The organism is Xanthobacter pollutisoli, from assembly GCF_040044995.1.
Taxonomy (GTDB): Bacteria; Pseudomonadota; Alphaproteobacteria; order Rhizobiales; family Xanthobacteraceae; genus Xanthobacter.
This window is the reverse complement of record NZ_JBDZDP010000016.1, coordinates 32,283-57,508: the sequence shown is the minus strand read 5'-3', so window position 1 is coordinate 57,508 and position 25,226 is coordinate 32,283. Positions and strand designations below refer to the sequence as shown.

Annotated in this window: 21 protein-coding genes and 3 pseudogenes; 16 read left to right on the top strand and 8 right to left on the bottom strand. The window is 65.5% G+C overall.

Annotated features, from left to right (window positions below; genetic code table 11):
• The first annotated feature begins 1 nt into the window (after position 1).
• Positions 2–1,114: an ABC transporter permease gene (locus tag ABLE93_RS21520; protein ID WP_011993024.1), complete on the top strand. Its 1,113-nt coding sequence runs from the start codon at positions 2–4 to the stop codon at positions 1,112–1,114.
• Positions 1,115–1,133: 19 nt separating this feature from the next.
• Here ABLE93_RS21520 and ABLE93_RS21515 read toward each other — a convergent pair whose 3' ends face one another.
• Positions 1,134–3,431, bottom strand: a complete 2,298-nt coding sequence (locus ABLE93_RS21515; RefSeq protein WP_348841870.1) for an FAD-dependent oxidoreductase — start codon at positions 3,429–3,431, stop codon at positions 1,134–1,136.
• Between the two features lie 281 nt (positions 3,432–3,712).
• Here ABLE93_RS21515 and ABLE93_RS21510 point away from each other — a divergent pair.
• Positions 3,713–4,002, top strand: a pseudogene (locus tag ABLE93_RS21510) (transposase); the annotation flags it as partial.
• 237 nt (positions 4,003–4,239) lie between these two features.
• On the opposite strand, the gene ABLE93_RS21505 reads toward ABLE93_RS21510, so the two are convergent.
• The 6 genes from ABLE93_RS21505 to ABLE93_RS21480 form a co-directional block, all read right to left on the bottom strand.
• Positions 4,240–6,621 (bottom strand): heavy metal translocating P-type ATPase, encoded by a 2,382-nt coding sequence (locus ABLE93_RS21505; protein WP_348841869.1) that lies wholly within the window; start codon positions 6,619–6,621, stop codon positions 4,240–4,242.
• A complete protein-coding gene (locus ABLE93_RS21500; RefSeq protein WP_348841868.1) occupies positions 6,614–7,288 on the bottom strand; it encodes a methyltransferase family protein in 675 nt (224 codons plus the stop codon). Before ABLE93_RS21500 ends, ABLE93_RS21505 begins: the two co-directional genes overlap by 8 nt.
• Positions 7,285–7,578 (bottom strand): DUF2933 domain-containing protein, encoded by a 294-nt coding sequence (locus tag ABLE93_RS21495; RefSeq protein ID WP_348841867.1) that lies wholly within the window; start codon positions 7,576–7,578, stop codon positions 7,285–7,287. The genes ABLE93_RS21500 and ABLE93_RS21495 overlap by 4 nt, the downstream gene beginning before the upstream one ends.
• 100 nt (positions 7,579–7,678) lie before the next feature.
• Positions 7,679–8,311 carry a Spy/CpxP family protein refolding chaperone gene (locus tag ABLE93_RS21490; RefSeq protein ID WP_348841866.1) on the bottom strand — a complete coding sequence of 211 codons (633 nt, stop codon included), beginning with the start codon at positions 8,309–8,311 and terminating at the stop codon, positions 7,679–7,681.
• 2 nt (positions 8,312–8,313) lie between these two features.
• The gene (locus ABLE93_RS21485) at positions 8,314–10,212 is read right to left on the bottom strand and encodes a DUF3141 domain-containing protein (RefSeq protein ID WP_348841865.1); all 1,899 of its coding nucleotides are present in this window, start codon (positions 10,210–10,212) and stop codon (positions 8,314–8,316) included.
• 138 nt (positions 10,213–10,350) lie between these two features.
• A complete protein-coding gene (locus ABLE93_RS21480) occupies positions 10,351–10,734 on the bottom strand; it encodes a hypothetical protein (RefSeq protein ID WP_348841864.1) in 384 nt (127 codons plus the stop codon).
• A gap of 307 nt (positions 10,735–11,041) precedes the next feature.
• Here ABLE93_RS21480 and ABLE93_RS21475 point away from each other — a divergent pair, with 307 nt between their 5' ends.
• The 10 genes and pseudogenes from ABLE93_RS21475 (at position 11,042) to ABLE93_RS21430 (ending at position 21,777) form a co-directional block, all read left to right on the top strand.
• Complete coding sequence (locus tag ABLE93_RS21475; RefSeq protein WP_011993016.1) at positions 11,042–11,500, top strand: hypothetical protein; 459 nt, start codon at positions 11,042–11,044, stop codon at positions 11,498–11,500.
• Positions 11,501–11,678: 178 nt separating this feature from the next.
• A complete protein-coding gene (locus ABLE93_RS21470; RefSeq protein ID WP_348841863.1) occupies positions 11,679–11,897 on the top strand; it encodes a hypothetical protein in 219 nt (72 codons plus the stop codon).
• Positions 11,897–13,363, top strand: a complete 1,467-nt coding sequence (locus tag ABLE93_RS21465; RefSeq protein ID WP_348841862.1) for a TolC family protein — start codon at positions 11,897–11,899, stop codon at positions 13,361–13,363. Before ABLE93_RS21470 ends, ABLE93_RS21465 begins: the two co-directional genes overlap by 1 nt.
• Positions 13,364–13,382: 19 nt before the next feature.
• Positions 13,383–14,780 carry a multicopper oxidase family protein gene (locus tag ABLE93_RS21460; protein WP_348841861.1) on the top strand — a complete coding sequence of 466 codons (1,398 nt, stop codon included), beginning with the start codon at positions 13,383–13,385 and terminating at the stop codon, positions 14,778–14,780.
• A complete protein-coding gene (locus tag ABLE93_RS21455) occupies positions 14,767–15,264 on the top strand; it encodes a cupredoxin domain-containing protein (RefSeq protein ID WP_510183064.1) in 498 nt (165 codons plus the stop codon). Before ABLE93_RS21460 ends, ABLE93_RS21455 begins: the two co-directional genes overlap by 14 nt.
• A gap of 26 nt (positions 15,265–15,290) precedes the next feature.
• Entirely contained in the window at positions 15,291–15,575 is a 285-nt protein-coding gene (locus tag ABLE93_RS21450; protein WP_348841887.1) for a copper-binding protein, read from the top strand.
• A gap of 76 nt (positions 15,576–15,651) precedes the next feature.
• Positions 15,652–16,104 (top strand): DUF411 domain-containing protein, encoded by a 453-nt coding sequence (locus tag ABLE93_RS21445; RefSeq protein ID WP_348841860.1) that lies wholly within the window; start codon positions 15,652–15,654, stop codon positions 16,102–16,104.
• A gap of 225 nt (positions 16,105–16,329) precedes the next feature.
• On the top strand, positions 16,330–17,673 hold the full coding sequence (locus ABLE93_RS21440; protein WP_348841859.1) for an IS1380 family transposase: 1,344 nt from the start codon (positions 16,330–16,332) through the stop codon (positions 17,671–17,673).
• A gap of 789 nt (positions 17,674–18,462) precedes the next feature.
• Positions 18,463–18,702, top strand: a pseudogene (locus ABLE93_RS21435) (AI-2E family transporter); the annotation flags it as partial.
• 231 nt (positions 18,703–18,933) lie between these two features.
• The gene (locus ABLE93_RS21430; protein ID WP_348841886.1) at positions 18,934–21,777 is read left to right on the top strand and encodes a cation-translocating P-type ATPase; all 2,844 of its coding nucleotides are present in this window, start codon (positions 18,934–18,936) and stop codon (positions 21,775–21,777) included.
• A gap of 263 nt (positions 21,778–22,040) precedes the next feature.
• Here ABLE93_RS21430 and ABLE93_RS21425 read toward each other — a convergent pair whose 3' ends face one another.
• Positions 22,041–22,484, bottom strand: coding sequence for a hypothetical protein (locus tag ABLE93_RS21425; protein WP_041578039.1), 444 nt, complete (start codon positions 22,482–22,484; stop codon positions 22,041–22,043).
• A 371-nt stretch (positions 22,485–22,855) separates the two neighbouring features.
• Here ABLE93_RS21425 and ABLE93_RS21420 point away from each other — a divergent pair, with 371 nt between their 5' ends.
• The 4 genes and pseudogenes from ABLE93_RS21420 (at position 22,856) to ABLE93_RS21410 (ending at position 25,171) form a co-directional block, all read left to right on the top strand.
• Entirely contained in the window at positions 22,856–23,242 is a 387-nt protein-coding gene (locus ABLE93_RS21420; RefSeq protein WP_011993008.1) for a hypothetical protein, read from the top strand.
• A complete protein-coding gene (locus ABLE93_RS21415; protein ID WP_348841858.1) occupies positions 23,239–23,763 on the top strand; it encodes an RES family NAD+ phosphorylase in 525 nt (174 codons plus the stop codon). Before ABLE93_RS21420 ends, ABLE93_RS21415 begins: the two co-directional genes overlap by 4 nt.
• A gap of 168 nt (positions 23,764–23,931) precedes the next feature.
• A pseudogene (locus ABLE93_RS27025) lies at positions 23,932–24,180 on the top strand (transposase family protein); the annotation flags it as partial.
• Between the two features lie 160 nt (positions 24,181–24,340).
• Positions 24,341–25,171: a transposase gene (locus ABLE93_RS21410; RefSeq protein ID WP_348841857.1), complete on the top strand. Its 831-nt coding sequence runs from the start codon at positions 24,341–24,343 to the stop codon at positions 25,169–25,171.
• Positions 25,172–25,226: the final 55 nt, after the last annotated feature.

Below are 25,226 nucleotides of genomic sequence, written 5' to 3'. Positions count from 1 at the left end.
CATGCGCGCCGCCAACGTCCTCCAGCTCGGCATCAAGGAGCTGCGCGGCCTCGTCCGCGATCCCGTGCTCATGTTCCTGATCGTCTATGCCTTCACGGTCTCCATCTATACGGCGTCGAGGGCGATGCCGGAGACGCTGAACCGGGCCGCCATCGCCATCGTCGACGAGGATCAGTCCCCGGTGTCGGTGCGCATCTCCACCGCTTTCTATCCTCCCTACTTCACCCCGCCGCAGCTGATCACGCCGCAGGAGATGGACGCCCGCATGGATGCGGGCCTCGACACCTTCGCCCTCGACATCCCGCCCGACTTCCAGCGCGATCTCCTGGCCGGCCGCGCCCCCACCATCCAGCTCAACATCGACGCCACCCGCATGACCCAGGCCTTCACCGGTGGCGGATATGTCCAATCCATCGTCTCCAGCGAGGTGAGCGAGTTCCTCAACCGCTATCGCCGCGCCTCTGACGTGCCCGTGGACCTCGTGCTGCGCTCTCGCTTCAACGCCGAATTGAACAAGAGCTGGTTCGGCGCCATCACCAACGTTATTTCCCACATCACCATGCTGTCCATCATTCTCACCGGCGCCGCCCTCATCCGCGAGCGCGAGCACGGCACCATCGAGCATCTCCTGGTGATGCCGGTGACGCCGACCGAGATCATGGTGAGCAAGATCTGGTCCATGGGGCTCGTGGTGCTTGTGGCCACCTCTTTTTCCTTGACAGTGGTCGTGCAGGGGTTTCTCGCCGTGCCCATCCAGGGCTCCCTTGCCTTGTTCCTGGCAGGCACCGCCCTCCAGCTCTTCGCCACCACGTCGCTGGGCATCTTCCTGGCGACGGTCGCCGGCTCCATGCCGCAGTTCGGCCTGCTGCTGATGATGGTGCTGCTGCCCCTGCAGGTGCTCTCCGGCGGCGTCACTCCGCGCGAGAGCATGCCGGAGATCATCCAGGTCATCATGTATGCAGCGCCCAACACGCACTTCGTCATGCTGGCTCAGGCCATCCTGTTCCGTGGCGCCGGGCTCGACGTGGTGTGGCCCCAATTGCTGGCCCTCGCCGGCATCGGCACGGTCCTGTTCCTCTTCTCGCTCCAGCGCTTCCGGGCCTTCCTGCGGTGAGGGGCGGGGGCTTTCGCCCCTATCCCTGCGGGGAAGCCCGGCCGAGGGTCTTCCTCGCCACCGCATAGCCCTCGGCCTGATTGGCCTTGATGGCCAGGTCGGAAAAATCGTAGTCGCGGGACGAGTGTTCTCCCGCCTGGCCTGCGCGCACGAACCGCGTGATGGTCGTCGCCGCGCCGTCCCCCATGAGCTGGATGTAGGCCGGAATGCGCTTGATCCGTCCACTCTCCTCTGGCTCGAGCCGAGCGAGGATATGGTCGATGAGCCGGCGATAGGCTTCGACGGTTTCGCGATGGCGCAGGTCGCTGTGCACCCGCTCCGCATAGACGATCTCGTCGCGCCGGGCGAGGACCTCCAGCATATTGGTCGGCAGCGCCCTCTCACCCGAGAACAGATCGACGACGAACACCCTTTTCCCGTCGGGGCCGCAGCGGTCGATGACGAGGTCGAGCGGCGAGTTGCTGATGATGCCGCCGTCCCAATAGGCCTTGCCGTCGACCATGGTCCAGGGAAAGCCCGGCGGCAGGCTGCCGCTCGCCAGCACATGGTCCGGGGTCAGGTCGTCCACGTAGCTGTCGAACACGTCGAGGGTCGCCGTCATCACGTTCACGGCGCTGACGAGAAGGCGCACGGGACTGTCCTTGAGCGCGGCGAAGTCGACATATTTGGCGAGCAGCGCTTTCATGGGCGTCGTGTCGTAGCAGCTGGTCCAGTTCGCCGCCCAGTCCGCAGGGCCGTAGGGCGGCAGGCCCCAGCGCGGGGTGAAGAAGTTGGGCACGCCCAGCGTCAGGATTCTCGTCGCCGCTGCCGCACGCCTGAGTTCGGGGAAGGGGACGTTGGGCGTCGTCACGGCAAGGTCCGCCCAGAACGCTTCGAGGGCCTGCGCGGCGTGGCGGGGATTGCCGGCGATGACGGCGCCGTTCAGGGCACCGATGGAGACGCCCGCGACGATGTCCGGGAAGATCCCCTCTTCCTCCAGGGCCTTCACGACGCCGCATTCGAACGCGCCCAGGGCACCGCCGCCCTGGAGGATCAGCGCCGTCTGCGTCGGGATGCGGTCGAGGACGAACGCATCCTCATGCAGGCGCTCCTTCACATCGCCCAGGCCAACCCGATAGCGGATCAGGCCCTCGGCCACGCGCGTCTCGTCGGCGGGACGCCCCACCGAGAACAAGGCGCGCGGCACGTCGCCCTTCAGGTAGAACAGCGCGAAGGATCCCTGGTCGAGGGCGCCGCGAGCGACCCGGGCATCCGCCTCTTCCGTCGCGCCGAGCACGTTGAAGCCGATGTCGCCCACTTCGCAGAAGAAATAGGAGACCTCGTCGTAGCGCAGCCGGCGGCCCATCATGTTGCGCGCGGCGAGCCGCCCCTGCTTCACGGCGTTGTCCCAATGCTCGATGTGCCGGCGGCGGGCGAACACGGGATCATAGAAGGTGGTGACGTCGCCGGCGGCGAAGACGTTCGGGGCGCTCGTGCGCAGCAAAGCGTCCACCACCACGTAGCCGCCCTCGAGGGCGATGGCGCTGCCGGCGAGAAAATCCGTGGCCGGAGCGACGCCGATGCTGACCACCACGAGGTCGCACGCCACGTGACGGCCGGCGGCCGTCTCCACCTCCTGAACGCGCTCCCGGCCGCGCAGCACGGCGGCGGTGTCGTTCAGGATCACGGTGGCGCCGCGGCCTTCGGCATAGCGTTCGAAGTAGCTGGAGAGATCGGGGGCTTCGAGATGCCGCAGCAGCACCGGCCCCTGCTCGATGATCGTCACCTTGAGGCCGGCGTCCAGGAGCGACATGGCGATCTCCATGCCGAGGAAGCTGCCGCCGAGCACGACCGCGTGCTTTGCCTGCGTGATGGCGGCCCGGATGGCATCCGCATCGGTCTTGCGGCGCAGGCTGAAGACGCCGGGGAGCGACGCGCCGGGAACCGTGAGCGGCTTGGGCGTGGCCCCGGTGGCGATGAGGAGCTGGCCATAGCCGATCTCCTCCCCGCGCGCCGTGGTGACGGTCTGCTTTGCCGTATCCACGCCGACCACCCGTGCGCCGAGGGCAAGCTCGATTCTGTGCTCGCCATAGAAGCTTTCCGGGTGGACGAAGATCCGCGCCTCGCCTTCGGTTCCGGTCAAAAGGTGCTTGGAGAGCGGCGGATGGTGATAGGGCGGCACATCCTCGGCCGAGAGGATCACGATCGACCCCGTCGCGCCCTCGGCGCGCAAGGTCTGCGCCGCGACCGCGCTCGCGAGCCCGCCGCCCACGAGCAGGAAATCGACGTGCCGTGACGCCGGACGATCAGCCCCGGCACTCTCCCTCTGCTCTGTCATCAGGTGCTCCTCGATCGGACGCCGGCCGACCCCATTCAAAGCGTTCGCGATCCGGCCAAATTGCTCAGCATTCGCCTACGCCCTCCCCTACAACCAGCGGGGGGCGATTTCCGCGACCCGCAGCGTATCGGACCGATCACCTCCCGGAAGACATTTCATCACAAGTCCCGAACAACCGGATCACATGTGGAATCCTGCCTCACCTCAATGTTCCTAAATTCCATTCGATTGGAGGCTGTTACAGGATCGCCACTGGGCATCAGACAGCATCTCGTGGGTGCCGCGGCCTCTACTCCTCGCGTCAGCTCGCCCGCGCCTGCGAAGAGCGGGTCCATGTCATGGCGGTGACCGGCCTGAACCGGCCCGACGTCCGCACCATCGCGGCGTTCCGCAAGCGCCACCTCGTCGCCCTGTCGGAGTTGTTCGTGCAGGTGTTGCATCTGTGCCGGGCAGCCGGGCTGGTGCAGTTCGGTCATGTGGCGGTGGACGGGACGAAGCTGAAGGCGAATGCCTCCCGCCACAAGGCCATGAGCTATGGCGGACGAAGACGGTCGAACCGGCTCTGGCGGCTGTTTAGTCCCGGCATTTGGTGGGCCGGCTTGGCCTGCTCACCCCCTCCGTCCTCGGGACGCACTCTCATCGTCCGAGATACTTGATGAGCGCCGCGATCCCGAGGACGACCAGCACCAGGATCAGGAGGCTGAACAGCCACATTCCCCACATGCCGGAGCCCATCATACCGTCGAAATTCATCATGATTCCCTCCCTGGAGCCGGACCCGCCTCTGCATTCCAAGAACGAGGACGCCTCAGCCGAGCGGCGTGCGCCGCAGGCGCAGGGCATTGGCGATGACGCTGACCGATGACAGCGCCATGGCCGCGGCGGCGATGATGGGCGACAGCAGAAGCCCGAACAGGGGATAGAGCACGCCCGCCGCCACCGGTATGCCCGCCGCATTGTAGATGAAGGCAAAGAACAGGTTCTGGCGGATGTTGCTCATGGTGGCGTGACTCAGCTGCCGGGCGCGGGCGATGCCCTGAAGATCGCCTTTCAGCAGGGTCACGCCGGCGCTCTCGATGGCGACGTCGGTGCCCGTTCCCATGGCGACGCCGACATCCGCCGCGGCGAGCGCGGGCGCGTCGTTCACGCCGTCGCCTGCCATGGCGACGATGCGGCCTTCCTGGCGCAGCCGGGCAACCACCTGCGCCTTGTTCTCCGGCAGGACCTCCGCCTCCACCTCGTCGATGCCGAGGCGGCGCGCCACCGCCTGCGCGGTGGTCCTGTTGTCGCCGGTGAGCATGACGACGCGGACCCCGGCTGCCCTGAGGGCCGCCAAGGCGGCGGGCGTCGTCGCCTTGACCGGGTCGGCGATGGCGATGAGGCCACCGACGCGCCCGTCGACGGCGACGAAGATCACGGTGGCGCCGTCGCCGCGCAGCGCCTCGGCCTCGGCCGAAAGCGCCGAAAGGTCCACGCCCGCCTCGCCCATGATGCGATGGCTGCCGATGACGAGCTTGCGGCCGTCCACGCTCCCGGTCACACCCTTGCCCACGGGACTATCGAAATCCTGGGCCTCGCCGAGAGGCAGGCCGCGCTCCGCCGCCGCGGCCACGATGGCCGCCGCGAGCGGGTGCTCGCTCGCCCGCTCGAGCGTCGCCGCTAGCCGCAGGAGCGCGTCCTCTTCCAGTCCGCCGGCCGTCCTCAGGGCGACCACCTTCGGCTTGCCTTCCGTCAGGGTGCCGGTCTTGTCCACCACCAGCGTGTCCACCTTCTCGAACCGCTCCAGCGCCTCGGCATTCTTGATGAGCACGCCCATGGATGCGCCGCGGCCGACGCCCACCATGATGGACATGGGCGTCGCCAGCCCGAGCGCGCAGGGGCAGGCGATGATGAGCACCGCCACGGCGGCGATCAGCCCGTGGGCGAAGCGCGGCTCCGGTCCGAAGACGCCCCACGCCGCGAAGGCGAGGACCGCGATGGCGATCACCACCGGCACGAACCAGCCGGAGACCTCGTCGGCCAGCCGCTGGATCGGCGCGCGCGAGCGTTGTGCCTCCGCCACCATGTGGACGATCTGCGCCAGCATGGTGTCCCGCCCCACCTTGCCGGCGCGCATGACGAAGCCGCCGCTCTGGTTGAGGGTGCCGCCGATGACCTTCGCGCCGACGTCCTTGGTGACCGGCATGGATTCGCCGGTGATCATGGACTCGTCGACCGAGCTGCGCCCTTCGACCAGTTCGCCGTCCACCGGCACCTTCTCGCCGGGGCGCACCCGCAGGCGGTCGCCGACCACGACCTGTTCCAGCGCCACGTCCTCGTCCGTGCCGTCGCTGCGCATGCGCCGCGCGGTCTTGGGGGCGAGGTCGAGCAAAGCGCGGATGGCGCCGCCGGTCTGCTCCCGGGCGCGCAGCTCCAGCACCTGCCCCAGCAGCACCAGCACCGTGATGACGGCGGCCGCCTCGAAATAGATGGCCACCGATCCGTCGGCGGCGCGGAAGGTGGCGGGGAAGATCTGCGGCGCGAAGGTCGCCACCACGCTGTAGGCCCACGCCACGCCCGTGCCCATGGCAATCAGCGTGAACATGTTGAGGCGGCGCGTGACCAGAGATTGCCACGCGCGGGTGAAGAACGGCCATCCCGCCCAGAGCACCACCGGCGTTGCCAGCAGGAACTGGATCCAGTTGGACGCCTGCGCCCCGAGCAGCATGTGGAGGTTGGTGAGGTGCCCGCCCATCTCCAGAGCCAGGACCGGCACGGCAAGGACGAGGCCGACCCAGAAGCGCCGCGTCATGTCGAGAAGCTCGGCGCTGGGGCCGGTCTCGCCTGTCGTCACCTCCGGTTCGAGCGTCATGCCGCAGATCGGGCAGTTGCCCGGCCCCATCTGCCGGATCTGGGGGTGCATGGGGCAGGTATAGATCACCCCCTTCGGCTGCTCCCTGGCGGGGCGCGGCTGAGCTTCCGTGGCCACATAGGCGGTGGGTGCCGCCTCGAATGTGTCGTGGCATTTCGCGGAGCAGAAGAAATAGGTCTTGCCGCCGTATTCCGACCGGAACCCGGCGGTGGCCGGGTTCACCTCCATCCCGCAGACGGGGTCCTTGACCGCTTCCACGGGCGAACGCTCCGCCCCGGCGTGCGGATGATCCGCATGGTCGTGATGATGATGGCCGGCGTGCGCGTCGTGCTCAGTCATGAGGACCGTCTCCGGAGGAAGGGGCGTATGGGGATGAAATGGCGATACGAGGGAGAAAGGCGGGAACGCGACGGGCGTAATCGTCCCACACGGGCCCAAACTCGGCGCGGGCAGCCGCTTCCTCCTGCCGCGCCAGCCGGACATAGACCCAGACCAGGATCGGGAAGATGGCGAGGGTGACCAGCGTCGGCCACTGCAGCAGGAAGCCGAACATGATGACGACGAAGGCGGCGTACTGGGGATGCCGGACCCGCGCGTACGGGCCTTCGGTCGCAAGGCGATGATCGCGCTGGGCCGCATAAAGCACGTTCCAGCTCACCGCGAGCAGCCAGAAGCCGCCGAAGACCAGGATGGTGCTGAGGATGTGGAACGGCCCGAAATGGGGATTCACGCGCCATCCGAACAGGGTCTCGAGCAGATGACCGGCGTCGTGGGACCAGAAATCGACGCCGGGGAACTGCCGGCCGAGCCATCCCGACAGGAGGTAGATGGTCAGCGGAAACCCATACATCTCGGTGAACAGGGCGACGACGAAGGCCGAGAACGCCCCGAGGGTGCGCCAGTCCCGCGGCGTCCTGAGCCGGGTGAAGCTCGCGGCGAACAGGATGAAGACCACCGAGTTGAGGATGACGAGGCCCCACAGGCCGTAGGCCGGCGTTTCGATCATCGGACATCCCCTTCGGGCCCCGGCCCCGGCCTGCTCCGTGAGTGTCCCGCATGGTGGCCATGGCCGTGATGCATGAACATGTGCATCAGCGGGCAGGCGAGCAGCAGGAGGAAGGGCAGGTATCCCAGCGCATGGGCACGATGCTCCGAGAGCAACAGGAAGCCCGCCGCGAGAAGAAAGCCGATGGCGACGATGCCGCCAGGCGAGCGCCAGAATCCTCGGTGCCGGACTTGCGCGCCGTTGTCGTTGCCGGGTCGCGGCATATGGCTGGTGTCGTCATGCAAGGACATATGATCCTCCCGCCTGCTCGAGGCGGACCGGCCGCGTTCATGCCGATCCGCCCAAGGGCTCGATCCTCACCTGGACTCGACGCTCACATGGTCACGATGCTCACATGGGCCCCATTCCGCCCGGCATCATGAGTTGGTCCGCCGTGCGCTTCTGTGCCTCGTCGAACGACGCGTAGAGCGGCCCGAGCGCGGCCTTGAGGCGCCGTACCGCTTCGAGACGGGCGACAAGCATGCGCTCGTGACCGTCGATCCGCTGCAGCACGGTCGGGGCGCCGCCGCCCTGCGCGGCCATCATCATCTCCTGCATGTCGCCCATCATGGCGCGGTTGGCCTTGAGCGCCTCCGTGAACGCACTCCACAAGGGCTGCTGGGCGTCGGTGATCTTCAGTTCGGCCTTCAGGAAGGCGATGCGCCCTGTGATCCGGCCGGGATCCATCATCTGGCCCATCCCCATGGCGCCGGCGGCGGCTCCGCCCATCATCCCCATGCCGGCCCCTGTGTTTCCGCCTCCCATCATGCCCATGCCACCCTGACCCATCATCCCCATCATGCCTTGAGGACCACCGGGTGCCGGGGCGGCTTGAGGCGGCTGCGGCGTGGGCGTGACCGCCAAGGGCGCCGTGGGTTGGGGCGCAGCAGGCTGGGCCTCCGGCGGATGGTGCGCGTCCTCGGCGAAGCCCGGCGTAGCAAGCAGCAGCGCGCTGGCGAGCATCAGATTGTGAAACGTCGTCATGGTCAGTTCCCTCTTGTTGCTGCGGCGCGGCTGATGCCCGCCGCCTGGAAATCCAAACCGCTCCGTGTGTCTTGCGGCCTTGTGTTCTCGCTCCTGTCCTGTGGTTCCATATCGACCGGGCGGGTACTGCCCGCGCCGCTGTAGAGCTCGTCGAAGGCGCGCTCCCACACCGCGTCCCGCAGGCGCCGTCCCTGTGCGATCGCCTCGGTGACACGGGAGAAGATGTGTTCCTCCTGCACCTTGAAGGGATTGTCCGGTGCGGCCGGATGCCGGTCCGCAGCGAGTTGCGTCGCAAGCCAGCGGACACCGTGCATCCAGGGCAGGAAGCCTTCCGACAGGAGGTGCCGGCTCGTGCGCATGGGATGCAGCGTCTCCAGCAGCGCCGCAGACCATGGCGTCGTCAGTGTCTGCACCCAGGGGCTAACGAAAGTGCTGTAGAAGGCTTCGTTGCGCTCGGAGAGGTCGCGCACGCGCTCGAAGGCATCGTCCTGCCGGGGGAAGCGGATGTCGCAGACCTCACGCGCCTCGAAGTGGACAGCGTAGCCACCGTCGCGGCAATCGGGATCGCCCGAGGGATTGTCGATCTTCATCTCGTAGAGACCGGGCGGAAGGGCCTCGATCCGCGGCAGGCTCTGCAGGATCGCCCGGTGCTCGAGCCGCGCGACCTTGGCGGAAACGAAGATGCCGAGATGCCCGACATGGCGGTTGACGAGATAGACGATGCGCTGGCCCGCCGCCTTCAGGTCGTCGGTGTCGCGGTACACGACCGGTATCCAGCCAAGCGCTTGATGGGGCGGGGTGATGTCGTCGCCATAGGAGGCGAAGATCACGAGCGGGTTGCGGATGCGCCTGAGGTCCGCATGGCACCCCGCGCAGATGCGCAGGCGCCCCTCCTCGAGCCGGTTGCCGACGAAGAGGTTCTCGACGATGGCGAGGATCTCCTCGCGGCTCAGGAAGTAGTAGCCGCCCCACCAGCGCTCGAAGGCGAGGAACCGCTCCCGCTCCGTGTCCATGTGGGCATAGAGGTTCGCGTACTTCTCCCACACCGCCTCGGGCTTCAGCCCTTCGAAGTTCTGCACCAGGAAGGCGCCATCGAAGCGGCCGTCCCCGAGGTCGGCGAGGAGATGCGTCAGCCATGCGCCGCCCTCGAAGCCCGCCGCGATGCGCATCGGGTTGATGCCGCTCTCGCCGGCCCAGTAGGACAGAGGGGTCCCGTTGAGAACGACGGGACCCGTCAGCCCCGCGCAGTCCGCGGCGAGCAGCGTCACCGCCCAGCCGGCCTGGCAATTCCCGTAGAGCACGGGCGCGGCGCCGGAATGGCGGCGTGACACCTCCTCGACGAACCGCCGCAGCACGTGAAGCACGTCGGCGAGCGTCTGCCCTGCGGCAGGCTCGGGATAGAAGGTGACGAAATAGACGGGATGCCCCTGATGCAGGGCGAGGCCGACCTCGGAGTCCTGCCTGAAGCCGCCGATCCCCGGTCCGTGGCCGGCCCGCGGATCGAGGATCACCACCGGCGGCTTGGCAGCGTCCAGGCAAGCGTCCAGGCATTGATCTCCGACGCGGGTCACGCGCAGGAGCGCATAATTTGCCGGACGCTCAAACCGGCGGGCATCGAGCAGGACTTCATAGTCGAAGTCGAGCAGCGGCGGCTTTCCGGCGCGCTCGTGCGCCAGCATGTTGTCGGCCCGCTGGCGAAGCGTGTCCCAGAACAGGATCCAGCGCTCGGCCGCGTCCCTGCCATAGGACAGGACATCGCGAGCGAAAGTTCCGGGGTCGCTGAAGAAGGCGCCCGCTTGGGCATTGCGGGTTTGCTGCGGGGCTCCGGTGCCCGTCGGTCCGGATTGCCCGAGCGCAGCCGTGCCGGCCATAGGCTCGGCAAGCGTGTCGCGACCATACATGGAAAGGTCCTCGTTTCCCCATCGGCACGAGACCGACGCTGATTTCGGGGGCATCTTGCGGCGCGTCGACGCGCCGGCACCCTCAAGGGGTGCCGCTTCGCGCGTCCGTCTCACGCCTGAAATGCGTTGAGACCGCTATCAGCTCTGGAAACGCGGGGGATCGAGGCCGGGCAAGACCGCCAGGCCGTCTGCGGCCTGGTTGGCGAGATCAAAGGGCTGTCGCACAAAGGTCAGATCCAGAACGTGCAAATCCGCGCCGTCGGCCACGGGCACATAGACGCTGCAGGAGACGCTGCAGCACTTTCCGTGGTCAGCGGGTTGGGTCGGCTCGTCCGAATGATGATCCGCGGGATCAGGCGAGGCGATCTGGTGCGGATGATCCACCGCTACGGCGTATGCCGAATCCTCGTCGTGGCATGGCGCGGAATAGGCGTTGGCGATGGGCGCGAACAGCATGGCCAGTGCCACCAGGATCGCTGGTAGCACTTTCACCCACTCCGCTGCGGAACTGAGCCTGAGCATGTGCCTCATCGCCTCACCGGCGAACTATGCCTCATCGTAGGTGCGCATGAAAGGACCGCCTTGAGCAGGATCAACGTGGGCGCTGACGGGGTCGCGGGCGCATTGGTTCCCGCTGCACCCCGATCAGCTTAGGCTATGCCCGCCAACCCTGGTGCATAATCCGGACTAGAGCCCCGAATACGTGGAAGACCAGGCGGCCGCCGGATGTCGTAGCGTTGATGTTCTCGGTGATAAAGCGAAAGCCTTGCAAGGGATTTTCGTGTGACTGCCGAGGACCAGCGTCGAAGCTTTTTTACATGACGCCAAAATGGTCCTTGCCATTCACGGCGTCACCCGTATTTTGCGAGGCGATATGATGCTTTCGCTTCGCTCATTCGTGGTTCTTCTGACCGTGCTCGCCTTTTTGGTGACAAGCACGGGATGGGGTATTGCGAACACCTTGATGGTATCGAGCGGTGGGAAAGGGCACCACGCCCCGATCGAGACCAGCCATTCCAGCGGATCGCATGAGCACGGCGACAGCGACCTGGCCCAGAATTCCGCTTGTCTGGAAGCAGACGGCTCGGCCTGCTCCGCCCAACATCAGCACGGCGATGCATCCAACTCCTGCTGCGCCATGGCCTGCCACACGGCAATTCCCGCCAGCGGATGCGCTATGGCGATCATCGCTTTTGTGCGGACCATCGATCATCCGTCGCTCGATGCGGGTGTAAAGGAATCGTCCGCGACGCGCCTCGAGCGCCCGCCAAGATCCACCGACGTCTGATCGTCGGCCGACTCCCTTCACGACCTCTGACTGCTGACGGATTTAATCCGTCTGTGTTTCCGTCCTCGGGTTTCTGCCGACGGCTTTCGCCGCTGCGTCTCCGCAGCCGCTGAAGATCGCTGTTCGATGCCGCGCGGCCATGCCGCTCAGGCCGACTGGGCCGATTCCGAGGATCTCCATGAAACCTGTCTTGCTGACGGCCTTCGCCGTCGCTCTGTCCGCATGTTCCGGACCGCCCGCGATCGAGGTGGGGCAGAGCCCATCCGATGCGAGTTCGAGCGTGAAGCCCTTGCGCTACGCGCCCGTCACCGCGGGAACGGTCGATTACCGTCCGGTCGATCCGAAACCCTGGATCGAGCGCAATGAGCGCGTCGCTCCTAAGACAGGGGGCGAATGATGGCGCTCACAATCGATAGCCAGGCGAAGCCTGTTCCTGCGCCACCATGGAGGCGTCTCGTCGCGATCGGCGCCGTCGCCACGACACTGGGTGGCTGCGTAACCTTCACGCCGGACGGCGGCATGAGCCCGGTGTCGGCGGAGGTCTCGGCCGCGATCGGCAAGGACACCGTGAAGATCGTGTCCTCCGCCGAGGCGTCCGCGGTCCAGAGCCGCGTCAAGGCACTCCTGACCAAGCCCTTGACCGCGGACGGCGCCGTCCAGCTTGCGCTCATCAACAATCGCGGTCTTCAGGCCGAGTACAATGCGCTCGGCATTTCCGAGGCTGCCTTCGTCGAGGCCAGCCTGCCGCCCAATCCGGTCATCGGAGTCGAGCGGCTCTCCACCGGCGGTTCGCTGGATATCGAACGTCGCGTAATCGCCAACATCCTGGCGCTCCTGACACTTCCGGCCCGCAGCGACATCGCCAGGACGCAATTCGAAGCCGCCCGGCAGAAAGCAATCGAGGCAACCTTCCGCACTGCGGCGGAGACCCGCCGCGCCTATTACCGCGCTGTGGCGTCGCGGCAGACCGCGTCCTTCCTCGAGCAGGCACGGGTTTCCGCCGACGCGGCCGCCGACCTCACGCGCAAGCTCGGCGAAACCGGCGCCGCGAAGAAACTCGACCAGGCGCGAGCGAGTTCCTTCTACGCCGAGGTGTCCAACGAGCTTGCCCAGGCTCGATTGAAGGTCAGCACGGACCGCGAAGGCCTGACCCGCATGCTGGGCTTGTGGGGGGCCGACGTCGACTACAGATTGCCGGGTCAGCTCCCGGGCATGCCCCGCATCCAGACGGCACAGCAGGTCGAAGTCGAAGCCATTCGAAAGCGTGTCGATCTTATCGCGGCGCGCCTCGAGCTCGATGCCATGGCCAAGACTCTCGGGCTGACCGAGGCGACGCGGTTCATCTCCATGCTCGATGGTGGCTGGCGCGGCAACTACGAGCGATCGACCGTGGACGGCGTACGGGAGAGCTCGTCGCCGCGCGGCTTCGAGCTCGAAATCCAGATCCCGATCTTTGACGGCGGCGAAGTCAACGTGCGCCGCTCGCGGGAAATCTACATGCAGGCGGTCAACCGCCTGATGGAGAAAGCCATCAACGTGCGCTCGGAAGCGCGCGCGGCCTATCTCACCTATCGCGGCAGCTACGACATCGCCCGCCAGTATCAGAACAGCATTCTGCCGCTTCGCCGGACGATCAACGAGCAGGCTCTGCTCGAATACAACGGCATGCTGATCGACGTCTTCGAGCTTCTGACGACGGCGCGGGAAAGCATCGCCACCAACGTCGCGGCGATCTCCGCCAAGCGCGACTTCTTCATCGCCACCGTGGACTTCGAGACCGCGATCGTCGGCGGAGGCAGTTCAGCCGGCTCGGCTGGCGAAGGCTCCGTCATGGCCTCGGCCGCCGAAGGCGGCGGGAACTGACCCGAGAAAGGAGACTATCATGACGATCTCACGTCGAAATTTCCTCGGCGCCTCCGGTGGCATGGCACTGATCAGCGCAAGCGCCGTGTCAGGCCGCGCCCAGGCGGCCGCGATCCCCGAAGCCGCAACCATGAAGGAGGCGGTCATGCAGCCGCCGCTCGTCCCGACGAGCGGCCCGGACTACCAGCCCGTCGTCACGCTCAATGGCTGGACCCTGCCTTGGCGCATGAACGGGGACTGGAAGGAGTTCCATCTCGTCGCCGAACCGGTGGTGCGCGAGTTCTCGCCCGGCATGGTCGGCCACCTGTGGGGCTATAACGGCCAATCGCCCGGACCGACCATCGAGGCGGTCGAGGGCGACAAGGTCCGCATCTTCGTCACCAACAAGCTGCCGGAGCACACCACCATCCATTGGCACGGGCAGTTGCTGCCCTGCGGCATGGATGGGGTCGGTGGGCTGACCCAGCCGCACATCCCCGTCGGCAAGACCTTCGTCTACGAGTTCCAGCTCCAGAAGAGCGGCACCTTCATGTACCACCCCCATGCCGACGAGATGGTCCAGATGGCCATGGGCATGATGGGCTTCTTCGTGGTGCATCCGAAGGATCCCGCATTTCGGCGCGTCGACCGGGACTTCGTGTTCCTGATGGCGGCCTACGACATCGATCCCGGCACCTATGTGCCGAAGGTCGCCGAGATGACCGACTTCAACATGTGGACCTGGAACACTCGGGTCTTCCCCGGGATCGACCACATCGTTGCCGGCAAGGGCGATAAGGTCCGCATCCGGTTCGGCAATCTCACCATGACGAACCACCCGATCCACATGCACGGCTACGACTTCAAGGTGTCGTGCACCGATGGGGGCTGGGTGCCGGAGGGCGCGGCCTGGCCCGAGGTCACCATCGACTGCGCCGTCGGGCAGATGCGCGCCTTTGATTTCGTCGCCGACAAGCCCGGCGATTGGGCGATCCACTGCCACAAGTCGCATCACACAATGAACGCCATGGGCCACGACGTGCGCAACTTCATCGGGGTCGACAAGAAGGAATTCGCCAAGAAAGTCCGCAAGCTCGTCCCCGACTACATGCCGATGGGCACGGCGGGCATGGCGGACATGGGCGAGATGGAGATGCCGCTGCCCGACAACACGCTGCCGATGATGACGGGATTCGCCCAGTTCGGGGCGGTCGAGATGGGCGGCATGTTCTCGGTCGTCAAGGTGCGCGAGGGGCTCGCCTCCGGCGATTACAAGGATCCGGGATGGTTCAAGCACCCGGAAGGGACGGTCGCCTTCGAGTGGAAGGGCGAACCGAAAAGAGCCGAACGCGAGCCTCCCGCCGCGTTCGACAAGTCAAGGACCGCCGAGTTCAACGTCGTGAAACCCGGCAAAAAATCCCCCCATGGCAATCATTGAGAAGGATTCCTACGTGCAACTAAGATTCCTGATCGCCGCGCTTGCGGCCCTTACCCTGTCGACCGCAGCACTAGCCGATGCGGGCCATTCCCATGGGGATGACCGCGCCTATGGCGAGCCTGGAGATCCCAAGAAACCGGCACGTACTATCCAGATCACCATGCGCGAATCGGACGGGAAGATGGTGTTTATCCCGAACAAGATCGATATCCGCAAGGGTGAGCAGGTCAAGTTCGCCATCCGTAACAACGGCGAGCTCGACCACGAAATCGTCCTTGCCACTCTGGACGAAAATCTCAAACACGCCGTCGAAATGGCGAAGAACCCCGACATGGAGCACGACGATCCCAACGCTAAGCGTCTCGCTCCGAAGAAGACGGGGGAGATTGTGTGGAAGTTTACGAAGGCAGGCGAGTTCGACTTTTCCTGTCTGATCCCGGGTCACCGAGAAGCCGGCATGTTCGGCAAGATTGTCGTCAAGTGACCGAGCCGAAGAGAAAGAGCAGAATGATGCGCAAATTCATGATGGCAGCTGCGATCTCGGCGTTCTCTACCGTCGCCTTGGCACAGACCGCGCCGGTCGACGGGCAAGTCACCAAGATCGACCAGGCCCAGGGCAAGATCACGCTCAAGCATGGGCCGATCAAAAATCTCGACATGGATGGAATGACGATGGTCTTTGCCGTCGCCGAACCGGCCATGCTGAAAGCGGTCAAGGTCGGCGACAAGGTCAAGTTCGAGGCCGATCGTGTGAATGGCCGTCTGACGGTCACCATGATCGCCAAGGCGAACTAACATCCTGTTATCCCGGGGAGCGCTGCGGCGCTCCCCGTCCCCGGAGGACCACCCGATGAACACGGATCGCAGACGAATGCTCCTGCTCGTTGCCGCGGCACTGCTCGCGCCAACGGCTGCCAGGGCCGCCACCCGACCTTTGGTCACGGTCTACAAGGATCCGTCCTGCGCCTGTTGCGGGGCCTGGGCCGACCACGTCGCGAAGGCCGGCTTTTCCATGACGATCGTCGAGGAGCCAAGGATGAACGCAATCAAAGTTCGCTTTGGGATTCCCTCGGCGCTCTGGTCCTGCCACACGGCCGAGGTCGAAAACTACCTTCTCGAAGGCCATGTTCCAGCCACGGCTTTGATCCGGCTCCTGGCTGCGCGTCCGTCCGTACGCGGCATTGCCGTTGCCGGCATGCCGGTGGGATCGCCGGGCATGGACGTTGCCGGAATGGAACCGGAGACCTACGACGTGATGGCTTTCGGTTCCGCAACGTCGAGCCTGTTCATGCGCTTCCGCAGCGCCAGCCCGATTCCGAACTGAGCGCACAGCCATGGACGAACAATCGGGGTGCCTTCGGAAGGCAAGGCGGCTAACCAGCACGGTTCTGATCGCACGCCCTGCACCGGCCTATTACGGCATCTAGCCCGTCTTATTCATGATGGCCCGCCTGTGGGGCTGGCGGATGTAGCCTAAGCGATTGATGTGGCGTAGGATTCGGTTGTTGAAGCCAACCCTTTCCACCCCATCGAGCCGGCCACACCCGCCATGACCGACGATACGACTCTGCCGTTCTGGTTTCCAGCCATCCGGGGCAAGAAGCTCACCGCCGCGTTCGACGGCGGGCGCCTGTCGTCGAACGGTGGCGTGATGCTGCTCGCCGAGGCAGCGCGACGGATGGGGATCGCCGAGAAGCTTGCGGCGGTGATCCCCGATCGGCGTGATCCGACGCGGGTGGTTCACCCGCTCTCTGAGATCCTGCTCGCCCGCATCCTCGCCATCGCCTGCGGCTACGAAGACGCCGACGATCTCGATGCCTTGCGCACCGACCCCGCCTTCAAGCTCGCCTGCGGGCGGCTGCCGGAGAGCGGAACCGACCTGATGAGCCAGCCGACCGTGTCGCGCTGGGAGAACGCGCCGGGATTGCGCGACCTCGTCAGGCTCGGCCGGGTGATGGTCGACCTCTACTGCGCAAGCTACTCTACGCCGCCCGAGGCGGTCGTGCTCGACATCGACGACACGGTCGACGTGGTTCACGGTCACCAGCAGCTGTCGCTCTTCAATGCCCACTACGACGAGCGCTGCTTCCTGCCGATCCACGTCTACGATACGGCGACCGGCCGTCCGGTGGCGATGATCCTGCGGCCGGGCAAGACGCCCTCCGGCACCGAGGTGCGCGGTCACGTCCGCCGTCTCGTCCGGGCGATCCGCCGCCATTGGCCGACGACCCGCATCACCATCCGCGGCGACGGCCACTATTGCCGGCCGGAGGTGATGGACTGGTGCGAGGCGCACGGCGTCGATTACGTCTTCGGCCTCACTGGCACGAAGGCACTCGCTGCCAAGGTCGAGGGGGTCGCCGACGACATCCGCGTCGAGCGGGCGATCGAGGACAAGGACGCGGTGCGTGGCTTCGCCGAGACCACCCATGCCGCCAAATCCTGGACAAGAGAGCGCCGCGTCTCGGCCCGCATCGAGGCGACGCGGCTCGGTCTCGACATCCGCTACGTCGTCACCAACATCGCGACCGGCACCGCCGAATGGCTCTATGCCGACCTCTATTGCGCCCGCGGCCAGGCCGAGAACCTGATCAAGCTGCACAAGGCCCAACTCGCCTCCGACCGCACCAGCTGCCGGGCCGCGACTGCCAACCAGATGCGGCTTGTCCTTCACACCGCCGCCTACTGGCTGATCCTCGCCGTGCGCGACGCCATCCCCAAGGCCCATGCCCTCGCCAAGGCCGAGTTCACGACAATCCGGCTCCGGCTCCTCAAGGTCGCCGCCCGCGTCACCGAGACCGCCAGCCGGGTGCGCGTCGCTTTCGCCAGCGCCTGCCCCGACGCCGTCCTCTTCCGCCACCTGGCAACCTCGATCAGGCCCGCCGTGCCCTGAACCATCGGGCGTCAGGCCCTTGCGAACCCGCTCCGCCCCTCCAACCCGTTCCCCAAGTTCCAGCCCACGCCGCGGTGAAAAACACGCCGCGCAGCACCGCGACCGCCTTCATGCCGACGCCAAACCTGCCGCCAAAATCAATACGCCGGTGAATAAGGGCGGCTAGAGATCGTCGATCATGCGGATCTGGACGCGCGCGATTTCGACGACGGTGGAAACTATAAGTTTCCGCATGCCGTCGCCCTGGCCGAAGCGTGGCGTTTCGGCCCACCGCCACTCCTGTCCGACGTCCTGGCGAGCCAGCTCACAATGGTAGCGACCCCCGGCGTCGAAGAGATCGGCGAGGAGGATGTTGCCAGAGTCCTCGCGTTGCCGGCAGAAAGGCTCCTGATTCCGGAATTGCCCACTCTGAAGCGCATGCGCAGGCTCAACGAGGGGCATCGTCCGACAACCGGCCCGCGCCCAGGCGATGCCAACTACATGGTCGAGCGGTCGGGACACGGCGCGGCTTCGACCTATGCATTCAGGTTCGGGAAGCGAAACCTCTTCAAGATCGGCCACGCGGAAGATGTGCAGGGTCGGCTCGCGGCAGTAAACCAACATGGCCCTGTCGAGGTCCTCAACGAACAGTGTTCCGTTTATCTGACGCACCGCTGGCCGACGTCCGTCGACGCTTACGACATGGAGCAGCGTCTCCTCAAGCACATGGAGGCGCGACCCGGCGGTTTCGAGCGCGTGCAGTGCTCGGAAGGCGATCTCTCATCGGCATGGGCATCCGCTCTCATCTCGGACTATTTGACGGGCGCGATCCTGTTGGCGGTCGGTGTGCTGGTTATCAGCACGATCGACAATTTCCTACGGCCGGCCTTGGTCGGAAGAGGAACGCGTTTGCCGGACTACGTCGTCCTCATATCGACGGTTGGCGGCCTCTCGTTAATCGGCATGAATGGCTTCGTCATCGGTCCTCTGATCGCGGCGTTGTTTGTTGCCGACTGGTCGCCGTTCACCGAGGAGCAGCTGCATTCTTGAATCCGTCGGGCCAATGGATATGAAGGATGCAATCCTTCTGGAAATTGCCACGGAACTGGACACGCTCGGCAACGACCTCGTGTTCTTCGTCCCCGTCGCGACTGTGACCGGCTTCGTCCATCTCGTCGAAGAGCGCCCTTCGTCATTGAAGCGGTATGGCCGACTTGGCATAGATAGGGCGCCAAGAGAAGTCCCGTATTGCAATCCTTCGCGGATGCGTATCGTTGCGGCATGCCCGTCACACCCACCGACCCGATCATCGATGAGCCATACCGGCAGACTGCCGAAGAGGTCGTTGTCGCCCTGAAAACGCAGCCGCTGTCCGGCCTCAGCCCGACGGAGGCGGCGCGGCGCCTGGCGCATTATGGCAGCAACGAGCTGGACGCGGTGCCGCCGCGTCCGCAATGGCTGAAGTTCCTCGATCAGTTCACCGACGTGCTGGTGCTTCTGCTGCTCGCCGCGGCGATGATTTCCGCAGCGATCTGGCTGCAGGAGCGCGACACGGCGCTGCCCTACGAGGCGCTGGCGATCTTCGCGATCGTGATTCTCAACGCGCTGATGGGCTACATTCAAGAGGCTCGGGCCGAGCGCGCCGCCGCGGCCCTGCGGCAACTGTCCGCCACACATTCGAGCGTCATCCGCGACGGCGACAGACGGAGCATCCCGGCGGCCGAGCTCGTGCCCGGAGACATCGTCCTCGTTGCGGAAGGCGATACCATTCCGGCCGATGCGCGGCTGATCGAATCCGCCTCCCTGCAGACGGTGGAGGCCGCCCTCACCGGCGAGAGCCTGCCGGTTTCGAAGGACGTCGCGCCCGTCACCGGCACGCCCGAGCTCGGCGACCAGCACGATATGGTCTTCAGCGGGACCAATGCGGTCTACGGACATGGCCGCGCCGTCGTTACCGCGACCGGAACGCGGACCGCCATGGGGCGCATCGCCGGCATGCTGGAAAAAGCCCCGGACGAGATCACGCCGCTGCAGCGGGAGCTCGACCGCGTCGGCAAAGCGCTGGCGGTCACCGTTGTCCTGATCGCCATCGCGATGATCGGCACCATCTTCCTTGTCAGCGATGTCCGCGGCTTCTCGGAAATATTCGACGTGCTGATCCTCGGCGTCGCCCTTGCCGTCGCCGCGGTGCCGGAAGGATTGCCGGCGGTGGTCACCGCCGTGCTGTCGCTCGGCATGCAGCGCCTGGCGAAGAACAATGCGATCATTCGCCGCCTCGTCGCGGTGGAGACGCTCGGCTCGGCGACCGTCATCGCCTCCGACAAGACCGGGACGCTGACCCGGAACGAGATGACGGTGCGCCGGGTCGTGACGGCGAGCGGCGCCGCGAACCTGTCCGGGACCGGATACGCGCCGCACGGAGATGTGGAGTTCGTCGGCATGCCATCGCCCGGCGAGACCTTGCAGTTCGAGCTTGCGCGCGCGCTGACGGCCGCCGAGCGGGCCAATAATGCGATTCTGCAGCAGCGCGACGGCAACTGGTCCGTCCAGGGGGACCCAACCGAGGGGGCGCTGATCGTTGCGGCACGCAAGGCCGGCCTACTGTCGGAAGCCCTCAATGCGCGCTTCGCGAGGGTCGGCGAGGTGCCGTTTTCCTCCGAACGCAAACTGATGAGCACCGTCCATACCGATGCAGAGCAGCCCGAGCGTCTGATCATGGTGACCAAGGGCGCGCCGGACATTCTGCTCGCGCGCTGCACCGAGGAACTTGTCGGCCGGGACACCGTCGCGCTCACCGATGCGCGCAGGGCCGAGATCATGGCGAGCAACGACGCGCTCGCCCAAGAGGCGTTGCGCACGCTTGGCGTCGCCTTCCGCTCGCTGCCGGCCGATCGTCCCGACTATGACGCCTTCGAGGAGGATGCGGAGCACGATCTCGTCTTCCTCGGCCTGATTGGCATGATCGATCCACCGCGTCGGGAAGCGCGCGAGGCGGTGGCGCGGGCGCAGGCCGCAGGCATCCGCTCCATCCTGATCACCGGCGATCATCCAGTGACGGCGGCGATCATCGCCGCCGAGCTTGGCATCACCGCCGAAGGCCGCGCCGTCACTGGCGCGGAGCTCGCGGCCATGACCGAGGCGGAACTGGACCGAACCGTTCAGGAGGTCTCGGTTTATGCGCGTGTCAATCCCGAGCACAAGCTGCGGATCGTCAAAGCGCTGCAGCGCGCAGGAGAGACGGTGGCCATGACGGGCGACGGCGTCAACGATGCCCCCGCGCTCAAGGCCGCCGATATTGGCGTCGCCATGGGGATCACCGGCACCGACGTCTCCAAGGAAGCGGCCGACATGGTGCTGGCGGACGACAATTTCGCCACCATCGTCGCCGCCGTCGCGGAGGGGCGGGCGATCTTCTCCAACATCAGGAAGTTCCTGCGCTACCTGCTGTCGTCGAATATCGGGGAGGTCATGACCATGTTCTTCGGCATTCTCCTCGCCGATGTGATCGGACTGACCGGCGCGGCGACCGGCGGCGTCGTGCTCCCGCTCCTGGCGACGCAGATACTGTGGATCAATCTGGTCACCGACGGTGCGCCGGCGCTGGCTCTCGGTGTCGATCCCGCCGACGACGATGTGATGCGCCGGCCGCCACGCCCGCGCGGCGAAGGCGTGATCACGGGCCGGATGTGGGGTGGCATTTTCCTTGTCGGCGCGATCATGGCGGTCGGCACGCTGCTCGTGCTCGACGCCGCGCTGCCTGGAGGAATGATCGAAGGCACGGGCACGCTCGCCTATGGCCAGACCATGGCCTTCACCACTCTGGTGATGTTCCAGCTCTTCAACGTCTTCAATGCGCGCTCCGACAATCGCAGCGCATTCCATGGCCTCTTCACGAACCACTGGCTCTGGGGGGCCGTTGTGCTTTCGCTGCTGCTGCACGCTTTCGTGGTCTATACGCCCGTCCTGCAGGAGGCGTTCTCGACCGTCAGCCTGGGCGCTGGAGACTGGCTGTTCTGTGCCGCGGTGTCGAGTTCGGTGCTGTGGCTGTGCGAGTTGAGCAAGATCGCGACGCGAAGGATTGGCGGGGACACGATATCCGCCGGCGTCTCCGAACGATCAGCATGATCGCGGGTGGCCTGATCGATCGGGAAAGCGCGCGATGGAGGCCCCGCCCCATGGGGGATCCCCACCTGTCCCGCGCTGATCGCCGCCTCGGCGGCGGCGCGCTGAAGTGAGCGAGGATATCCTGATCGTTCGGCCATCGCCCATCGGCAACCATGGCCTTGATCAGGGCGATCTCCCAGCGTTCGAGCTTATTGCCCCCTGCGCACCGGCATCGCCGTCATTCCCCGTCTGTCTCGTCATCGGCCCTTGGCACGTCCCCGGTCTCACGGCGGCGGTGACGCCGGCCGGTCATATGTCGCCGAGAAGATGGTATCGGCGAGCCATCGCTTGAATTCAGGATTGTCGCTGAACTGTTTGAACAGTTCCGTGTCGTCCTTCATCAACCCAATGATGACGCTCCCGAGCGCCTTGTCGTGTTCAATGCGAGCGTTCTGCTTGTCTAAGTTCTGCTTTGCATTCTGATAGGCGGCGTTCGCGGCCACCTTGTTCGGAATCTCGTTTGCGATCAGTTGCCGGATGCGGTCGCCGTCCTCCCAGGCGATGTTCCCGAACAGATCGTTGAAACCGCGAATGATATTGGACAGCCGGTCGAGTTCAGGGTCCGCCTTGTGGCCGCCGCCATCGGTGGGAACAGGGTCGATCTCGGCATCTTGATCCGCCAATTGCACCCGCTGCGCGGCCTGCTTCTCGACCCGGTAGCTATCCATGTCGATCGCTTCGAGAATGCCCTTTGAGAGGTCCTCCTCCCGCGGAGCCGGCAGCTTGGGCGCGAGGAAATTCTGGAAGATCGAGAGTTTTTCCCATTCGGCGTTCGTGAACGGCAGGATGGCCGAGATGAAGGCGTACGTCCGGGCGAAGGCTTTCGCCTTGCCCTTGAAATCAACCTGCCCGTCTTCGACATAGAGGGCCTGTCGGCGCTCACCGCTGCGCGTATTCTCGTCAATATCGTGGGCACCATAGTCCGGCAGCCCTGACCCGACTTCGCAGTGGAACGCCTATCGACCGCCTTGGACAGAGCCGCACCTTGATGTGCTTTGAAATGTGCATATATTGTGCATGACACAAGCGAGGTTCTGCCATGGCCCAGGCTCAGCTAGCTCACACTGCAATGGTTTCCGGCTTCGTCGACAGCCTTCAGGAGCCCCGGACGCCCTATATCTCGCCGAAGCGCCTGTCTAAGGCACTCGGCGTCAACGTTGCCAACCTGGCCCAGCTCACCGGCGTTCATCGCAACACCTTGCGCAACCCCTCTTCCGAGCGGCTGCAGGGACGGATGCGCGAAATGGTGAAGGTGATCTCGGCAACCACGGAACTCACCGGGGATATCGACAAGGCGATTTATTGGTACCGGAACGAGCCGATCGCCGATTATGGGCATCGCACGGCGGCTGAGCTCGTGGCCGATGGCCAGGTAGAGGCGGTGCTGGCCTTCATCCGCGATCTCGAGAACGGAGCCCGTGGGTGAAGATCGCCCACCTCGGTCCGGACGAGATATTCCACCGCTATCTAACACCTAAATGGGCGTTCCTGCCGACGAGCGGCGCGGGTGCCGCTATAGATGGTGGCCGGTTTAACCGGCCCGGCGTCGAGGCTCTTTATCTCTCCCGCGCGCCGCAGACAGCCCTTGAAGAATACCGGCAAGGCGCCAGCATCACGCCGCCGGCAACCCTTGCCGCCTACACGGTCACGCTCGGCGAAGTCGCGGATCTGTCCCAGGGATTCGATCCGAGCGTCTGGGATGACGCCTGGAAGGACTGGGATTGTGCGTGGCGCCGCATTGCCCGCATCGACGGAAAAGTCCCTCTATCCTGGAGGCTCGCTGATCGAGTGATCACTGCCGGGCTTCGCGGCATCCTGTTTCCCTCACTTCGCCATGCCGGCGGCACCAACCTGGTGATCTTTCCAGCCAATCTTCTCGCTGACGACACGGTCATGGTCCACGATCCCGATCATCGGCTGCCGCAGGACCAATCATCGTGGTCCTAGGCTAACAGCGCGTTGACGAAGTCGTAGTCGCCTGATTCCGTCTGAACATCGAGATTCGGACGGGGCGTGTGGGATGGCGATGCGGCGGGAGACCGGGTCTCAGGGTGATCTGGTCGTGACATGGGCTGAGATGCCGCGGTCGCCGGGGCATGCCTTTTACGACAGGCTACAGAACTTGCTGATCGAAGCTGGGTTCGACGCCTTCGTCGAGGAGGTCTGCAAGCCGTATTACGCGCCGCGCATGGCGCGCCCTCGCTGCCGCCGGGCCGATATTTCCGCATGCACATGGTCGGGTATTTCGAAGGCATCGACAGCGAACGCGGCATTGTGTGGCGTTGCTCGGATTCCTTTTCGCTGCGAGATTTCCTGCGTCTGGCGAACCGGGACAAGGTTCCCGATCATTCGTGGTTGTCGAAGACGCGCTCGCGCCTGCCGCATGAGGCGCATGAGAAAGTGTTCGGCTGGGTGTTGAATCTCGTCGCCGCGCGCGGTCTGGTGAAGGGCGAGCGTATCGGCGTCGACGGTTCGACCATGGAAGCCAACGACGCGCTGCGACAGCGGCGAGACCTATCGCGCGATGCTGACGCGCATGGCGCAGGAGAGCGGCATCGAAACGCCGACGATCGACGATCTCATCCGGCTCGACCGCAAGCGGAAGGGCAAGAAGCTCTCGAACGAAGACTGGACGAGCACGACCGATCCGGACGCCAGGATCGCGCGGATGAAGGACGGGACGACGCATCTGGCTTACAAGCCCGAGCACGCCGTCGATCTCGACACCGGCATCATCGTGGCGGCCCCGATTCATCCGGCCGACGAGGGCGATACGACGACGCTCGATCCCACGCTGGAGGCGGCGGCGCGCAATCTCGCCGATATCGGCCTTGCGCCGACGCCCGAGGCCCCCTGCGAATTGGTGGCTGACAAAGGTCATCATTCACGCGAGGGGCTGAAGGACCTCGACGGCGGCGTCTGGAAGACGCGGATCGCCGAGCCGAAACCCTCGAAGGGGTATTTGCGGTGGCATGGCGATGAAGCGGCGCGGGAGGCCATTTACGCCAACCGCGCGAGGTTGAAATCCGGTATCGGGCGGGACGCGATGCGCCGACGCGGAGAAATGGTCGAGCGCAGCTTCGCCCATGTGCTCGATCGCGGCGGCATGCGCCGCGCGTGGTTGCGCGGGCGCGAGAACGTTCATAAGCGCTACCTGATCCATGTCGCGGGGTTCAATATCGGCATTCTGATGCGCGCGCTGTTGGGGCACGGGACGCCAAGAGAGGTTGCGAGCGCCAAAAACGCGTTTTTGTTCGTCATTCAGACCGATGTCGCGCTGGCCATCGTCATCAGCGCCGAAATCGACGGCGCACCGGCGTTCCTCGACATCGCGGCCGCGGCAGAGGCCACTTGATCGAACTGCCACTTCGTCACCGCGCTGCTATGCGGCCGGCCACGGACGAAGCTGC

What these genes read in the sequence shown, in the direction of transcription:
- ABLE93_RS21520 (WP_011993024.1), top strand. Translation starts at nt 2, where the DNA reads ATGCGCGCCGCCAACGTCCTCCAGCTCGGCATCAAGGAGCTGCGCGGC.
- ABLE93_RS21515 (WP_348841870.1), bottom strand. Translation starts at nt 3,431, where the DNA reads ATGACAGAGCAGAGGGAGAGTGCCGGGGCTGATCGTCCGGCGTCACGG.
- ABLE93_RS21505 (WP_348841869.1), bottom strand. Translation starts at nt 6,621, where the DNA reads ATGACTGAGCACGACGCGCACGCCGGCCATCATCATCACGACCATGCG.
- ABLE93_RS21500 (WP_348841868.1), bottom strand. Translation starts at nt 7,288, where the DNA reads ATGATCGAAACGCCGGCCTACGGCCTGTGGGGCCTCGTCATCCTCAAC.
- ABLE93_RS21495 (WP_348841867.1), bottom strand. Translation starts at nt 7,578, where the DNA reads ATGTCCTTGCATGACGACACCAGCCATATGCCGCGACCCGGCAACGAC.
- ABLE93_RS21490 (WP_348841866.1), bottom strand. Translation starts at nt 8,311, where the DNA reads ATGACGACGTTTCACAATCTGATGCTCGCCAGCGCGCTGCTGCTTGCT.
- ABLE93_RS21485 (WP_348841865.1), bottom strand. Translation starts at nt 10,212, where the DNA reads ATGTATGGTCGCGACACGCTTGCCGAGCCTATGGCCGGCACGGCTGCG.
- ABLE93_RS21480 (WP_348841864.1), bottom strand. Translation starts at nt 10,734, where the DNA reads ATGCTCAGGCTCAGTTCCGCAGCGGAGTGGGTGAAAGTGCTACCAGCG.
- ABLE93_RS21475 (WP_011993016.1), top strand. Translation starts at nt 11,042, where the DNA reads ATGGTCCTTGCCATTCACGGCGTCACCCGTATTTTGCGAGGCGATATG.
- ABLE93_RS21470 (WP_348841863.1), top strand. Translation starts at nt 11,679, where the DNA reads ATGAAACCTGTCTTGCTGACGGCCTTCGCCGTCGCTCTGTCCGCATGT.
- ABLE93_RS21465 (WP_348841862.1), top strand. Translation starts at nt 11,897, where the DNA reads ATGGCGCTCACAATCGATAGCCAGGCGAAGCCTGTTCCTGCGCCACCA.
- ABLE93_RS21460 (WP_348841861.1), top strand. Translation starts at nt 13,383, where the DNA reads ATGACGATCTCACGTCGAAATTTCCTCGGCGCCTCCGGTGGCATGGCA.
- ABLE93_RS21455 (WP_510183064.1), top strand. Translation starts at nt 14,767, where the DNA reads ATGGCAATCATTGAGAAGGATTCCTACGTGCAACTAAGATTCCTGATC.
- ABLE93_RS21450 (WP_348841887.1), top strand. Translation starts at nt 15,291, where the DNA reads ATGCGCAAATTCATGATGGCAGCTGCGATCTCGGCGTTCTCTACCGTC.
- ABLE93_RS21445 (WP_348841860.1), top strand. Translation starts at nt 15,652, where the DNA reads ATGCTCCTGCTCGTTGCCGCGGCACTGCTCGCGCCAACGGCTGCCAGG.
- ABLE93_RS21440 (WP_348841859.1), top strand. Translation starts at nt 16,330, where the DNA reads ATGACCGACGATACGACTCTGCCGTTCTGGTTTCCAGCCATCCGGGGC.
- ABLE93_RS21430 (WP_348841886.1), top strand. Translation starts at nt 18,934, where the DNA reads ATGCCCGTCACACCCACCGACCCGATCATCGATGAGCCATACCGGCAG.
- ABLE93_RS21425 (WP_041578039.1), bottom strand. Translation starts at nt 22,484, where the DNA reads ATGGATAGCTACCGGGTCGAGAAGCAGGCCGCGCAGCGGGTGCAATTG.
- ABLE93_RS21420 (WP_011993008.1), top strand. Translation starts at nt 22,856, where the DNA reads ATGGCCCAGGCTCAGCTAGCTCACACTGCAATGGTTTCCGGCTTCGTC.
- ABLE93_RS21410 (WP_348841857.1), top strand. Translation starts at nt 24,341, where the DNA reads ATGCTGACGCGCATGGCGCAGGAGAGCGGCATCGAAACGCCGACGATC.